At 56.9% G+C, this 13,807-nt stretch carries 12 protein-coding genes; 7 read left to right on the top strand and 5 right to left on the bottom strand.

All coding sequences use genetic code 11. The features are described from left to right. Nucleotides 1-118: 118 nt before the first annotated feature. The 4 genes from ACYSMN_RS02615 to ACYSMN_RS02600 all read left to right on the top strand — a co-directional run bounded on the left by ACYSMN_RS02615 (nt 119) and on the right by ACYSMN_RS02600 (nt 5,834). A complete protein-coding gene (locus ACYSMN_RS02615; protein WP_488922283.1) occupies nt 119-3,196 on the top strand; it encodes a PAS domain-containing protein in 3,078 nt (1,025 codons plus the stop codon). A gap of 224 nt (nt 3,197-3,420) precedes the next feature. Beyond that, a complete protein-coding gene (locus tag ACYSMN_RS02610; RefSeq protein ID WP_488922282.1) occupies nt 3,421-4,575 on the top strand; it encodes a zinc-dependent alcohol dehydrogenase in 1,155 nt (384 codons plus the stop codon). A gap of 12 nt (nt 4,576-4,587) precedes the next feature. Then, nucleotides 4,588-5,103, top strand: coding sequence for a hypothetical protein (locus ACYSMN_RS02605; RefSeq protein WP_488922281.1), 516 nt, complete (start codon nt 4,588-4,590; stop codon nt 5,101-5,103). A gap of 374 nt (nt 5,104-5,477) precedes the next feature. Next, the gene (locus ACYSMN_RS02600; RefSeq protein ID WP_488922280.1) at nt 5,478-5,834 is read left to right on the top strand and encodes a hypothetical protein; all 357 of its coding nucleotides are present in this window, start codon (nt 5,478-5,480) and stop codon (nt 5,832-5,834) included. A gap of 3 nt (nt 5,835-5,837) precedes the next feature. Here ACYSMN_RS02600 and ACYSMN_RS02595 read toward each other — a convergent pair whose 3' ends face one another. Then, nucleotides 5,838-6,491 carry a response regulator gene (locus ACYSMN_RS02595; RefSeq protein WP_488922279.1) on the bottom strand — a complete coding sequence of 218 codons (654 nt, stop codon included), beginning with the start codon at nt 6,489-6,491 and terminating at the stop codon, nt 5,838-5,840. A gap of 465 nt (nt 6,492-6,956) precedes the next feature. Here ACYSMN_RS02595 and ACYSMN_RS02590 point away from each other — a divergent pair, with 465 nt between their 5' ends. Then, complete coding sequence (locus ACYSMN_RS02590; RefSeq protein ID WP_488922278.1) at nt 6,957-7,607, top strand: response regulator; 651 nt, start codon at nt 6,957-6,959, stop codon at nt 7,605-7,607. A 111-nt stretch (nt 7,608-7,718) separates the two neighbouring features. Here the strand turns inward: ACYSMN_RS02590 and ACYSMN_RS02585 are convergent, their stop codons facing one another. After that, entirely contained in the window at nt 7,719-8,408 is a 690-nt protein-coding gene (locus ACYSMN_RS02585; RefSeq protein WP_488922277.1) for a DUF1345 domain-containing protein, read from the bottom strand. 56 nt (nt 8,409-8,464) lie between these two features. Here ACYSMN_RS02585 and ACYSMN_RS02580 point away from each other — a divergent pair, with 56 nt between their 5' ends. After that, nucleotides 8,465-9,952, top strand: a complete 1,488-nt coding sequence (locus ACYSMN_RS02580; protein ID WP_488922276.1) for a nicotinate phosphoribosyltransferase — start codon at nt 8,465-8,467, stop codon at nt 9,950-9,952. A gap of 65 nt (nt 9,953-10,017) precedes the next feature. Further along, the gene (locus tag ACYSMN_RS02575) at nt 10,018-10,626 is read left to right on the top strand and encodes a hypothetical protein (RefSeq protein WP_488922275.1); all 609 of its coding nucleotides are present in this window, start codon (nt 10,018-10,020) and stop codon (nt 10,624-10,626) included. Between the two features lie 104 nt (nt 10,627-10,730). On the opposite strand, the gene ACYSMN_RS02570 is transcribed toward ACYSMN_RS02575, so the two are convergent. The 3 genes from ACYSMN_RS02570 to ACYSMN_RS02560 all read right to left on the bottom strand — a co-directional run bounded on the left by ACYSMN_RS02570 (nt 10,731) and on the right by ACYSMN_RS02560 (nt 13,728). After that, a complete protein-coding gene (locus ACYSMN_RS02570) occupies nt 10,731-11,546 on the bottom strand; it encodes a phytanoyl-CoA dioxygenase family protein (RefSeq protein ID WP_488922274.1) in 816 nt (271 codons plus the stop codon). A gap of 394 nt (nt 11,547-11,940) precedes the next feature. Then, nucleotides 11,941-12,906 (bottom strand): phosphatase PAP2 family protein, encoded by a 966-nt coding sequence (locus tag ACYSMN_RS02565; RefSeq protein ID WP_488922273.1) that lies wholly within the window; start codon nt 12,904-12,906, stop codon nt 11,941-11,943. A 96-nt stretch (nt 12,907-13,002) separates the two neighbouring features. Next, on the bottom strand, nt 13,003-13,728 hold the full coding sequence (locus ACYSMN_RS02560) for a CDP-alcohol phosphatidyltransferase family protein (protein WP_488922272.1): 726 nt from the start codon (nt 13,726-13,728) through the stop codon (nt 13,003-13,005). Nucleotides 13,729-13,807: the final 79 nt, after the last annotated feature.

The raw sequence follows: 13,807 nt of genomic DNA, 5'->3' as shown, positions 1-13,807 counted from the left end.
GTGGCAGCCTCTCTGCCAGTGCCATTCTATTCCGAACTTCAAGCAGAAAACGAGGAGCTCGATAGTTTCCGGTTCAGCTGCTTAATTTAGGATTCCTTTCTACCCTTCTCCGCGGCGTATGCAATCCATTATCTTCTCTACTGCCCAATTGCCCACTACTTTATCGGCGGCGCATGCTGAAATTGAAGCCCTACGCGCCCGTCTCCAGCGCCAGCAGCAGGGCCACGCCGTAACGCAGCTTCACGCGGCCTGGATGCAGGCCGTGCACGAAGGTTTTCTCTTGCTTGATGCCGACGACCGGGTGCTGCTCATTAACGATGGGTACTGCCAGCTACTGGGCCTGCCCTTGCCGGCGAGTTACTGGCTGGGCCGCCCACGGCAGGAACTCACCGCACAAATAGCCTCCTTACTCGCCGATCCCGAGGAATTTCGAGCCGGCATGCAGCGCATTTACGCGCATCCGCAGGCAGAGTACGGCACCCGAGTAACGTTACTCGATGGGCGGGTACTAGAGCGCGACTTTCTACCGTATACCGACGAGGAAGGCCAACGCTGCACCCTGGTGCACTACCGCGACGTAACGGCTCCTCATCAGCTGGAAGAGCACCTGCGCACCATCTCGCGCATCCCCGCCCAGAATCCTAATCCCATCCTGCGTCTCGGCACCGATTATCAGCAGCTTTACGCCAACCCCGCCGCCGAACGCCTACGCACCGAGTTGGGAGCGGATGGGGCTCAGGAGCTGCAACAACAGGCTTTCGTCTGGGCCGAAGCAGTACTAGCCAGCGGCCGGGACGCGCGCTATACCACCAGCATAGGCGGGCGGCATTTCACGGCCAATGCGGTACCGTTTCTTGAGGAGCAGTACGTCAACCTGTACTTGGTCGATATCACGGAGCGGGTCCTGGCTGAGCAGCGGCAAATGGAGCAGCAGGCTTTCACGCAGCAGGTACTCGACACCTCTCCCAACCTTATCTACGTGCGCGATGCCGAGGGCAACACGTTGTTTCAGAACTACGCCATGCGGCGGCTACGCAACGAAGCCCGCCTGCCTGCCTCATCCGATATGGCCACCATTGCCGCCATGCAGCAGCGCGAGCGGGAGCATTACGCCGCTGCCGATGCCCAGGTACTAGCCACGGGCCAGGAGGTGACAGCGGAAGACCCTCTGACGCTGCCCACCGGCGAAATACAGTGGTATTACACCGTAAAGCGTCCCCTACGCTGGCTCGACGGCACCACGCACGTTCTCGGCGTAAGCACCGACATCACTGAACTCAAGCGCACCCAGCACACGCTGGAACGCAGCCAAAAACGCTACCGCGACCTCCAACATCACACCCAAGCCCTGATTTGCACGCACGCCCTCGATGGCACGGTGCTCAGCGCCAATCCGGCCTTGGCGCAACTGCTTGGCTGCCGCCCCGAGGATTTGGTGGGCCGAGAAGTCATTTCGGTGATGCCCCGCGAAGATGCCCCGGCGTTTTTTGCTTATCTGAAGCGGATTGCAGACCTAGGCGAGGAGCAGGGCGTGCAGCGCATGCAGCCCACTCCCGACGCGCCGCTGCATTACCTACTTTACCGGGCCGTAGTGGTCCGCGAAGACGGTGAAGCGCCCTACGTCATTGTGCACTCCCACGACATTTCCGAGCGAATAGCAGCGGAGCACGCTTTGCGCCAAGCCAAACGTGCCGCCGAAGCAGCGGCCCGCGCCAGGGAAAACTTTTTGGCCAACATGAGCCACGAAATTCGGACGCCGCTGAATGGGGTGCTAGGCATGGCCGCCCAACTCAGTAAAACCTCGCTCAATCCGCGCCAGCAGGAGCTGGTGGGCATCATCCGTTCCTCGGGGCAACACTTGCTGGGCGTCATCAACGACGTGCTGGACATGGCCAAAATCACCTCGGGCAAACTAGAACTGGCCAGCGAAACCTTCAACCTCTGCGACTCCATGGCCCAGGCCGTGCAGCCACTGGCGTTGCAGGCGCAGGAAAAAGGCATTACGTTCGAAGGCACTCCCCTGCGCAACTCCTGCCCCTACCCCTGGGTGGTGGGCGACGCGCACCGGCTCAACCAAATCCTCATTAACCTCGTCAGTAACGCACTCAAATTCACGCCGGCGGGCGGGCACATTGCCGTGGGCGGATACTTGCTCAATGAAACCGACGAAACGATAACCGTGCAATTCAGCGTCACGGATTCGGGCGTGGGCATTGCGCCCGACAAGCTGGGGCGTATTTTCGAGAGCTTCACGCAGGCCTACGCCGATACGTCGCGGCTTTTTGGGGGCACGGGTTTAGGCCTGAGCATCAGCCGGGCGCTGGTGGAGCAGATGGGCGGCACGCTCACGGTGGAAAGCCAAATTGGGCAGGGCAGCACGTTTGCCTTCCAGATCACGTTGCCGCGGGCTACGGCCGTAGTGCCCGAAGCCGCAGTGGCCGGCTACGACAACGGGGCACTCCGCGGCCGGCGCATGTTGCTCATCGAAGACAACGAAATCAACCGCCTGGTGGCGCGCCTGCTGCTCGAAGAGTGGGGCGTAGCGCTAGACGAAGCCGCCGACGGCCCCACCGGGCTGGACTTGCTCAACGAACACAGCTACGACGCGGTGCTAATGGACATTCAGATGCCCGGCATGAATGGGCTGGAAGTAACGGCAGTTATCCGGCGCCTGCCGGACCCGGTGCGGGCTAACATCCCCATTCTAGCTCTCACGGCCAATGCTTTCCAGGCTGATACCGAACAGTACTTGGCCGCCGGCATGAACGATTGCGTAGCCAAGCCCTTCGATGAGGGCGAACTATTCAATAAGCTGGCTTTGCTGCTAACGCCTCCGGCCTATGACCTGACCTCGTTGCGGGCACTCGCAAGGGGCAATGCCACCTTCGTGCAGCGGGTTCTGCGTTCCTTCCTGACCAACGTACCCACCACGCTGACGCAAATGCGGGCGGCCACCGCCGCCGAGCAGTGGAACGAACTGGCCCGGCTGATTCATCACCTCAAGCCGAGCTTGGCGGCGCTGGGCGTAATCGAAGCTGAGCCACTGGTAGCCGCGCTGGAAGATTTGCGGCAAACGCCTCCTACGCCTGCTGGCGCCCAGGGCATCCGCTCCACCACCGATCAACTAACAGCCTTAGTTACGCGGGTGATGGCCGCCTTGCCCAAAGAACTCGACGCCGCCGAAGCCACCCTGTAACTCCGCAAAGCAAGCAAATTACGCTCGAATACGTATTTACACGAGTTCGAGTCGGATAAATACGCATTTACCTCCCATTCTAGCGGCTCTCGCAACCTTAGCCATAGAGGTCAGTACTACTTGGTTCTGGCAAAACGTTTTCTGGTTCTGGCATAGTCGCCAAGCAGCCCGAGTAGCGTTTTAGCCGGATTCAACGTCCCACCTGAACCTCAACGCTGGAGTCTATGCTAGCCATGAATTACCGGGGCCCCCAGCGGGTCCGCGTCAGTGAGAAACCCATGCCGGAGATAAAGCATCCCGAAGATGCTATTGTCCGGGTAACCCGCTCGTGCATTTGCGGCTCCGACCTGCACTTATACAACGGCAACGTGCCCGATACACGGCCCGGCATGACTTTCGGACACGAATTCACGGGCATAGTGGAAGAAATAGGCCCCGACGTACACAAGCTGAAGGTGGGCGACCATGTGCTGGTGCCTTTCAATATTGCTTGCGGCCGCTGCCACTTCTGTAAGCAAGGCCTGTACGGCAACTGCCACGAATCGAACCCGCAAGCCACGGCGGTGGGTGGCATCTTTGGCTACTCGCACACGGCCGGGGGTTTCGATGGCGGGCAAGCAGAATACGTGCGAGTGCCGTACGCCAACGTGGGGCCAACGGTAATTCCGGCCGGCATGGACCCCGACGATGCCGTAATGCTGACCGACGTAGTACCCACCGGCTACCAAGCGGCAGAAATGGCCGGCATTCAGCCCGGCGATACGGTGGTAGTTTTTGGGGCGGGCCCAGTGGGCATCATGGCTGCCAAATGCGCCTGGCTTTTCGGTGCCGGCCGCGTCATCGTGTTCGACCACGTGGAGTACCGCCTGGAGTTCGTGCGCAACTATGCTCACTGCGAGGCTTACAACTTCAAAGAAATGGACGATCCAGTGGTATTCGTGAAGAAAACCACCGACTGGATGGGCGCTGACGTGTGCATTGATGCCGTGGGGGCCGAAGCTGCTGGTAGCGCCATGCAAACCATCACGGGCCGGAAGCTGCTGTTGCAGGCGGGCTCGGCCACGGCGCTGCACTGGGCTATTAATTCTGTCAAGAAAGGTGGCATTTTGTCCATTGTGGGCGTGTACGGCCCCACCGACAACCTTATCCCAATTGGCAACGTGGTGAACAAAGGCATCACCATTCGGGCCAACCAAGCCTCGGTGAAACGGCTGCTGCCCCGCCTCATCGAGCACGTGCAAAACGGCATCCTCAACCCCAAAGCCTTGATTACGCACCGGGTGCCGCTCGAATATGCCGCCGATGCGTACCGTATTTTCTCCGATAAGCTCGACAACTGCATTAAGCCCGTGCTTATTCCGCCCTCAGCTAGAATCTAAGCCGCAACTCCTATGGAAACAAACGCCAAAGACTTTTCACACATCAAAGGATGGGGCATAGACGCGGACCCGAAAAACGATCCGACCTATCCCATGAAGCACCGTACCGACGCGGAGCAGCAGGGTTACAGCTGGGAGCGGCCGCCCTTACAGCCCGTTGACGTGGAAGTGCTGCACTCCAACGAGCGGCCTAACGTGTCGGCCGTGTTCGGCACCTCCTCGCCCCCAAGCGGGTTAAGCGGTATGATCCGGCGCTTCGCTTTCCGGTACAGCGAGTCGAGCTATGGCCACTGGTTACCTTTACTGCTAGCCGACCGGGTTAATGCAGTGGAGTGCGTAATAGATGACCTGGCACACGGCCACGTGCCCAACATTTTTGCCGAGAAAGGCTACCCCGCCGCCTGGAAGCACAACCGCAAAGGCTTTCTGCTATCGGCAGCCACTACGTTAGCCGTAACCGCCGCCGTGGTAGCCTTGCTCTATCCTAAGAAGCAACGCTCCCGGAAAAGACTGCGCTATTCCGACTAGCCGCGCGGTAGCCCAGACCCACCACTCACCCGGCAGCAGCACAAACGGCACCTCGGTTCGGCTTTGAAGCCAAACTAGGGTGCCGTTTGTGCTGTTGCCATTTGGCAGCAGGCTATCAGCGGAGCTTCTTAAAGCGCTACTGTGCAAAGGCTTCCTTCCTTATCGTTCAACTACATATTCTTTAACCGCACGCTGTATAAGCCGCTCGGAGCTGGTTTTGGGTTGAGTATAACATATCTATCATTTCCCCGTGCTGATTATCAGAATTTAATGCTCAACTTAGTTACACTAAACAAACCAGCACGCTAGTTATTGGCGTAGATGGAACACGCTCTGAGTACCCCTGCTTACACACCTTTTTACTAGTAGTTGGAATGGAATGCCTGTTTTTGTCTCCGGCGCCTGAGGGCCGCCGCGTGTGCCTCTATGCCGTACCCGACGGGGTGCCGCTCTATTTTAAGCACAACGAGTTGATGCAAAGCCCCGGTTATCAGCTACTTTGGCGCGGCAATCCTGAAAGTATCACGGAAGACGAAGCGGCAAGCTGGGTAAGCCGGCACCACACCGATCAGTCCGTTTACCTCAACTACAAGCAGCCCGAACACCCTACTAGCAGTTTACGCACGGCCCGCGAATCGTTTCAATCGGCGGTAGAGCAGTTGGGGCACGAGTTGGAGTACGCGCCGGGTACTAGGCCTAGCGAGGTAATAGTGGGCGCAATACCGACCTAGCGCCTATTCGTCCAATAGGCCATTGGAGACGGCGAACTTGATGAGGGCGGCGGTGTTTTTGGCCTGGGTTTTCTCGATGATGTTCTGGCGGTGGGTTTCGATGGTGCGCTTGCTGGTGAAGAGGCGGTCGGCGATTTCAGCGTTGGTGAGGCCTTCGGCAATCAGGCGCAGCACTTCCAGCTCCCGCTTCGATAAGTCCCCCGACTTGCTACGGCCCGCTTCGGCGGGCGCGGTATTGTTGCCGACCAGCTTGTAGAGCATATCGATGCCTAACTCGGTGCATAGAAACGGCCGTCCCGCCGCCACCGTCCGGATACCGTGCGTGATTTCGGAGATATCGGCGTTTTTGAGCACATAGCCGTGGGCGCCGGCTTCGAGGATGCGATGCACGTAATTTTCGTGGTCGAGCATGGAGAGCACCAACACGCGAAGGGTTGGATATTGCTCGTGCAAGTGGCCTATGGTAGTAAAGCCATCCATCACGGGCATGTTGATGTCCATCAACACAACATCGGTGGGAGTGGTGGGAAGCATACTCAGCAATTCTTCGCCGTTACTCGCTTCTCCTACTACTTCGAGATCGGGTTGCATGGTTAGCAACGCTCGAATACCATCGCGCAAGATGGTGTGGTCATCCGTTAGAAATACTCGAATCATAGTAGGAGGCAGGTGTAGGCAGAACGTGAGCAAGAGAAGCTGAACGCAGGCGGTAGGGAGCCGTCTTTGTTTGCTTGTAGGTGTGTGCTGTGCAGCTTTACCAAGGGGTGTACCGCGCAAGGGAAGAGCGCAAGATTGATACGAGTTTCTCTCTTAGAGAGATGAGGCTTTTATAGAAAGTATCTTATAGAATGACACAATTTCACGCCTACATTATTGCGGTATACGTAGAGGGAGGAAGTCATACCTTTCTTGCGGAAGCACGTATTTATACTGACTTCAGATCTGGAATATCTGCAGCCAATGTAGGGGTAAATACGGCTTTTTGAGCCTGTATTCGGCCTTAGGCGGCAGATGTGATACTTTCGGGGCTGCTAATTTTTGGCCCTTCCTACCAGAGCTGGTCCTTTATTTCCGTTTGGGCGGTGCCCACCGGAGTGCTCTGCCTTTCCTGAGGACTCATATATGATTCGTGTCTTGCTGACTGATGACCATGCCATTATTCGCGATGGAATTCGGTCTTTGCTTCAAAATGAACCAGACCTTGAAGTAGTGGGGGAGGCCGCCGATGGGCAGACCTTACTGGACATGCTATCCACCACCCCCGCCGATGTAGTGGTGCTCGATTTGAACATGCCGGGCCTAAGCGGTTTCGATACTATTCCGCTGCTACGCAAGCAGTATCCTCAGCTACACATCTTGGTGCTTTCGATGCTCAACAACGAGCAGTACGTGGCGCAGGCGATGCGTAGCGGTGCTTTGGGTTACGCGCTCAAAAACACCGACCGTTCGGAGCTGATCTACGCTATCGGCATGGTAGCGCGGGGCATGCCCTACCTCAGCACCACCGTAGGACTCGACCTGCTGCGTAAGCTGCACAGCGGCAGCACCGAAACCCCAGCGGAGCCCCCGCGTCTGAACTCGGGGCTCTCCAAGCGGGAGTTGGAAGTGCTGCGCCTGATTGCCGAAGGCCTCACCAACGCTGAAATCGCCGACCGCCTCTTCACCAGCAAGCGCACCATCGAAACCCACCGCCAGAACATCATCGAGAAAACCCAGGCCAAAAACACCGCCGCCCTCATCAAGTTCGCCGTCTCCAATGGCTTGGTGCAATAGTGCTGCCGACGGCGGCCACTTGTTGGCGCAGATTGGAATATATGCGGGATTGGGTCTGCCGCTCGGGTAAAAGCCTTACATCCAGACTAGCGAAAATATTTTATAAGAAGGCTATAGCACCCCAGCTAGCCCACTGATGGCCAACGCTACTACGGCTGTATTGAACCCAAACGAGAGCAGCCCGTGCAGCAACGCGAGCCGCCGGATCTGGCGGTCCGTTATGGACACGTCGGCTGTTTGGGCGGTCATACCGATGACGAACGTGAAGTAGGCCACGTCGAGATAATCGGGCTCCTTTTCGTTGCCGGGAAACTCCAGGCCGCCTTCCTTGCGGCCGGCGGTGGTATTGTAGAAAAGATGAGCGTAGCGCAGTGTGAACAACGTATGCACCAGCAGCCACGCCGTGAGCACGCTCACAATGCTCATGCCCACGTGCAGCAGAGAGATAGAAACACCTGCACGGGGCAAAGAAGAAAGCAGCAGCACCACTGCCAGCAAGCTGGCTGCCGCAGCCACCAGCACAAACCCAAAAGACAAGAGGCGGCCGGGGTCTTCGCGGGTCGCAATGCGGCGGATATGGCTCACGTTGGCCGTTAGGATGATGCCCCAGGTGAGGAGCAGCGTAGTGAGGGCAAAACCATTCCAGGCAAAAAGTACGCGTAGTACACTGTGCCAGGCAGCCGGACTGCAGAAATAGCACAAACCAGCCGGCAACAGCCCAATAGACAGGCGCTTCCAAGCCGCCAGCAGTTCTAACTGGTGCAGCGCAAACGAGTCCTGGGCCGGAGCAGAAGATGTCATAAAGCCGGAAAATGAAATATTCTGCGTAAGCTACGGCGTTCTTTGTTGTACTACCCATGAATCCAGCTCCCCTCTCCGGCCTCTACGCGCCCTCCCTCAGCCTACTCACCGACCTTTATCAAGTCACGATGGCCTATGGCTACTGGCAGCAAGGCGTGCAGGACCGCGAAGCCGTATTTCACCTCTACTTTCGGCGCCCACCCTTCAATGGCGGCTATGCCGTCGCGGCGGGCTTGGCCTACGTAGCCGACTTTTTGGACAACCTTAGGTTTTCCGACGATGACCTCACTTATCTCGGCAGTCTACGCGGCGCGAAAGGTGGCGCGCTGTTCCCACAGGAGTTTCTCGATTATCTGCGGGACTTGAAATTTACCTGCGACGTGGACGCCATTGCGGAGGGTACCGTAGTATTTTCCAGCGAGCCCCTAATTCGGGTGCGCGGGCCGCTGCTGCAAGCCCAGCTCATCGAAACCACGCTGCTCACGCTCGTCAACTTCCAGACTCTGATAGCCACCAAAGCTTCCCGTATCCGCGAAGCCGCAGGCACCGACACGGTGTTGGAATTCGGTTTGCGACGCGCGCAGGGCGTAGATGGCGGCCTTTCCGCCAGCCGTGCTGCTTATCTAGGCGGCGTCGATGCTACGTCCAACGTGTTGGCGGGGCAACGTTTTGGCATTCCCGTGAAAGGTACGCACGCCCACAGTTGGGTGATGGCGTTTGCGAAGGAAGAAGAAGCCTTTGCCGCCTACGCTAAGGCTTTCCCCGACGATTCCGTATTTCTGGTTGATACTTATGATACGCTGGAAGGCGTGCGCCACGCTATTAGCGTGGCCCGCGAAATGCGCGCCAATGGCCACGAGCTAGGCGGCATCCGCCTCGACTCCGGCGACTTGGCTTATCTGAGCCGCGAGGCGCGCGCGCTACTCAATGAAGCCGGCTTTCCAAACGTCCGCATCGTGGCCAGCAACGACCTCGAAGAAAACCTCATTACCAGCCTTAAGCTGCAAGGCGCCCGCATCGATACCTGGGGTATTGGTACGCAGCTCGTCACAGCCTACGACCAGCCGGCACTGGGTGGCGTCTACAAGATGGCTGCCTTGCGCAAGCCCGACAACTCTGGCTGGGACTTTACCATCAAGCTCTCGGAGCAGCTAGCTAAAACGAGCATCCCCGGCATTTTGCAGGTGCGCCGCTACGAGACTGAGAAGGGCCAGCCCCGCGCCGACATGCTCTACAACACCGCCGAGCCCCTCCCCGATCAGCTCACCATCATCGACCCACTCGACGCCACTCGACGCCGCCCCGTGCGTCCCGACGCCGCATTCCGGGAGTTGCTGGAGCCAGTGTTCCGGCAGGGCCAGCGCGTGCTGGAGTTACCTTCTTTAGCAGAAAGCCGCGCCCACGCTCACCGCGAAGTGCAAAGCCTCGACCCTAGCATCCGCCGCTTCCTCAACCCACACACTTACCCAGTAGGCCTAGAAGCAAGCCTGAACACCTTCCGCACCAATCTCATTCTGGAGAAGCGGCCGTTGCGGCCGGCTTAGCGCAGCCTGATGTAACAAGTGACTGACATATTCAGCTTTCATTAGAGAAACGTTGGTTGTCAATAATGCAAGGAAAAATCTTTCAGTCTCTCGTAAAGAGGCTCATACGATCTTCTACCATCGTTCTGGTCATAGCTGCATCTATTTGTGGTACAGTGTTGGTTTGGATAGTGATACTTATATACATTCCTACTGGCAATGTAGCTCTAGGTGTCACGGCAAATGCAATTCCTGAAGTACGTATCGGCATGACAGCGGAGCAGGTAGTGGCTGTTCTAGGCCTTCCTTATAGCATTTCCTCTTGTAAAGGCAGTAGCTTCCATAAGTTGGCATGTCATCCTGGTGATGAGTATTGCCAATCTATAGATGCAACAAATATGGCTACTGTTACTAGTTTCTTACGACAAGTTTCTGCTGATACTACTGTGCATCTGTGTGATGTTGTTGATGAACCTAAATATGATCAGGAAACCACTTTTATCTATTCTCGACATGCTAGCTGGTATAGAGTTTACCCGATGCTACGGGTACATTTTGACAAGCAGGCGCGCGTCAGTTCTGTGTATGCGGAGCAATACGCTGTAGATAGCGAATGCATCTACAGCCTTAGCGAAGACCGAAGCCAGAATATCAACAATCAGAAAGCAATTCGACGGCTCTTCCGCAATAAGTAATTCTCCGCTGTGTTTAAAAATGAATGGTGCCTTGAGCTCAGGTACAGGTATCATAAACAAGAAGTCCTGCTACATTTCAGTGGCAGGACTTCTTGTTTATGGCACTACTTGACCAAGTGCAGGAAGTGCAGGTAGAACGGCGTAGCGCTATCCTGAGTCTTGGGCTGGTACTTGCCCGCAATGATGGGCACGTACATGACGCGGCGGCGGCTGGCTTCGCCCACTAGCGGCGACTGGGCCACGCGGTGCCACATGCGGCCGTCGTGCACGGTCAGGTCGCCGGGCTCAGTTTCGATGGCTACTTCGTTGGGGTCGTGATACACGTCTTTGTAGTACTTCTTGCGGAATAGCATCTTGTGCAGCGGCTGGCGGTGAGTACCAGGGATGACGCGTAAGCCCCCGTTCGTAGCGGGGGTGCCATCGAGGTGAAAACCCACGTTGAGCATGGGCCCGATGCGCTTGCCGTAGAAGACGTCGCGCAACGAGTCGGTGTGCCAGCCCATCTGCGAAAACGCCGAGCCCAGCACGTTCACGTAATGGTTGATGACGAGGCCATCCTTCTCGTTGATACCTACTCGGCCGCCCGGCGCCTCTAGCAGCGGAAACAACGCTTCGAAACGCGGATCTTCCAGAAACTCGGCCAGCACGGGGCTGTAGTGGGAGGCAAAGGCGAAGCGCTGCACGATGAGCGAGCCGTCCACGTCCTTGCCGTATTTGATGGGCACGCCGTTCACTTTCTGCACGCCCTCGGCTAGCCATTGGCGCTGCACCTCCTGCGTGGCGTGCAGTATTTGCTGAATGTAGTCGAGTGAGGCAAAGGAGCTGAAGTGCAGGAAGCCGAACTCAGAGAAGAATGCACGCTGCTCGGCGGTCAGGGCGCTGCTGAGCGTGAAGCGGGGGTAGTCGGAGGTTAAAACCATTATGAAAAGGGGCGGCCATTGGCCGCTGCCGATGGCATTGAATGACAATTACAACTCTTGGGCTGCCGAAAAAGCAGAATAGGGATGGGTCGGGAAAGCGGGGAAACCAGTTGCACTCTGAGTAGTGGAAATTGTTGCGCAGTTGGTTTATTGAGTGGCCAGTGCTAGTGCCTCATGCACCTCAACTTCTAGCTACATCCCGGCCCAATTCCGGGACCTGCTCGTTCTGCTATTGCGCCAAACACTTGTCTGCTTGGGGCCAAGCCACGCTTGGCTTCTTGCTTTTTGCTGTTTTCACAACAACTCATCAGCAGTGTACTGCGGACAGTACGCTGATATCCAACCACAGAATTACCGGTAAACTTGGCGTAAGTCAGGAACATAGAAACGTGCATCATGGTAAGGCTTTATGCCCCGGCGCAGGCGCCGTAGCAGCTAGTAGATAAGTCACAACCTGTTTCAGGGGGCGAGTTTGGAGCAGCAGACGAAACGCAGCTGTTCCAACGACTGCCACCGAGATGCCAGCGAGTACATCCAGCACGTAATGGTGGCTGGTGTAGACCGCCGCAAACCAAATGCCCAGCATGATAACGCCGAAAACGACGTTAAAAAACCGGGCGCGGTGGCGAAGGGCGAAGTACAGCACGATGACGGGGTAAGCCGAATGCAACGAGGGCATAGCCGCGAAGATGTTGGAGTTCTTGGCGTAGATGGAATGGAACAGCTGCACCCCAAAGAACTGGTCGAACCGTTCCAAGCCGGCCGTGCTGCCCATCGTGAGCGGCTGGAAAGCGAAACCGTGTTGCTGCACGTACCACGGCGGCGCAGCGGGATGCAGGTAGTAGACGAGAAACCCGAGCAGGTTTACAAACAGAAAAGTCAGGGAGAATTCGAAAAATAGCGGCCGGTCCTGGAAAAACAAGTAGCCGGCGAAAGCCAGCGGAATAGGTATCCAACACAGGTAGAAGATGCCGCACAGCACATCCAAGAAAGAGTTGCCGTGGGAAAGCCAAAACTCATTGGGCGTCAGCATCTGCCCCGCAAAAGGCACGCCGAACAAGCTTTTCTCCAGGCCATACAGCTGGCTGATATCCACTGGCCGGTAGGTGTAATTAGGAAACGCCTTCATGTAATCGTAGATAATCCAGAAGACGATGAAGATGGAAAAGCCAAGAATAAAACGGCGGGTGACTTGGGAGGCATAGTAGCATCCGGTAAACAGACCCACCAGTACCACTTGCTCGGAGCGGAAGCCAATCAGCAGATAAGAAAGCAGCAGGTACGCCAGCGAAATCCCGGGCACCAAAAAAGCGCCGGTTTTCGGAGACTTGCGTAGTTCTGTTTCCAGGGAAAGAGGCATGAGCTAGGTAGGTGGTGGCTGTATATTTTAGGCGTGTCTGGCTTTCCTGATTTTCCCCATTAAGATAGACGTCGAAATCAAGGATAACTTACTTTACTAATATTGTTCTGAACGCAAAGCCCGGTCTTCTAGGGCTCTCTTGGCTTGTTGCAGCCGCGAAATTGCCGTCACGTTGGTAAGTACCGCCAGCACGGCAATGGGGAAGGTGAACACCGACATGGTTTCGAACACGTGGAAGGGCAGCCCAAACGCGAATAGCTTGTAGTTGCCGCCCAGGTAGGCCGAGGTGAGGCCGCAGGCGATGGCGCTCACTCCGAGCAACACCACGCGCTCCGGCCGCTGCATCAGCCCGCCTTTGCACTCAACGCCCAGTCCTTCGGCCCGTGCGCGCGTGTAACTCACCATCATCGAGCCTATCAGGCCCACGAAAGCCAGCAAGGAACTCAGGAAATAGTGGTGGGCTACTAAATAATAGCAGATGCCCAGGAAGGTGAACAGCTCGCTGTAACGGTCCAGCACTGAATCGAATAGCGCCCCGTACTCGCTCTTCATGTTGCCCAGGCGCGCCACCTGCCCATCGAGCATATCGAACAGGCCGGCGAATAGAATCAGGGCGCCGCCCCAGCCCACGTAGCGCAGGTCGCCGCGGTTGCCTTCTTCGGCTCCCAGAATGAAGATGCCCGCCACGCCCACATTCAGGACCAGCCCAATCAGGGTTACCGCATTGGGAGTCAGCCCCACCCGAATCAGCACCCGGACCACGGGATTGATGACCTTGTAGATGCCCAGTTGCAGGGCAGTTCGAAGATTGACGGTTTCCATGGCTAGTTGTTGAGGAAGGTTGAGCAAAGAGATGTGAGAAGTAAGACCGAGGAAGTGAGGCAGATTCCGCTTTCACTTA

The sequence above is a fragment of the Hymenobacter sp. M1-2 genome, from assembly GCF_057808495.1.
Note: the sequence above shows the minus strand (reverse complement) of the source record. Positions and strands in the feature narration are given on the sequence as shown.

Excerpts from the sequence above, each read along its gene's own strand:
- ACYSMN_RS02615 (WP_488922283.1), top strand. The coding sequence starts at position 119 with ATGCAATCCATTATCTTCTCTACTGCCCAATTGCCCACTACTTTATCG.
- ACYSMN_RS02610 (WP_488922282.1), top strand. The coding sequence starts at position 3,421 with ATGCTAGCCATGAATTACCGGGGCCCCCAGCGGGTCCGCGTCAGTGAG.
- ACYSMN_RS02605 (WP_488922281.1), top strand. The coding sequence starts at position 4,588 with ATGGAAACAAACGCCAAAGACTTTTCACACATCAAAGGATGGGGCATA.
- ACYSMN_RS02600 (WP_488922280.1), top strand. The coding sequence starts at position 5,478 with ATGGAATGCCTGTTTTTGTCTCCGGCGCCTGAGGGCCGCCGCGTGTGC.
- ACYSMN_RS02595 (WP_488922279.1), bottom strand. The coding sequence starts at position 6,491 with ATGATTCGAGTATTTCTAACGGATGACCACACCATCTTGCGCGATGGT.
- ACYSMN_RS02590 (WP_488922278.1), top strand. The coding sequence starts at position 6,957 with ATGATTCGTGTCTTGCTGACTGATGACCATGCCATTATTCGCGATGGA.
- ACYSMN_RS02585 (WP_488922277.1), bottom strand. The coding sequence starts at position 8,408 with ATGACATCTTCTGCTCCGGCCCAGGACTCGTTTGCGCTGCACCAGTTA.
- ACYSMN_RS02580 (WP_488922276.1), top strand. The coding sequence starts at position 8,465 with ATGAATCCAGCTCCCCTCTCCGGCCTCTACGCGCCCTCCCTCAGCCTA.
- ACYSMN_RS02575 (WP_488922275.1), top strand. The coding sequence starts at position 10,018 with ATGCAAGGAAAAATCTTTCAGTCTCTCGTAAAGAGGCTCATACGATCT.
- ACYSMN_RS02570 (WP_488922274.1), bottom strand. The coding sequence starts at position 11,546 with ATGGTTTTAACCTCCGACTACCCCCGCTTCACGCTCAGCAGCGCCCTG.
- ACYSMN_RS02565 (WP_488922273.1), bottom strand. The coding sequence starts at position 12,906 with ATGCCTCTTTCCCTGGAAACAGAACTACGCAAGTCTCCGAAAACCGGC.
- ACYSMN_RS02560 (WP_488922272.1), bottom strand. The coding sequence starts at position 13,728 with ATGGAAACCGTCAATCTTCGAACTGCCCTGCAACTGGGCATCTACAAG.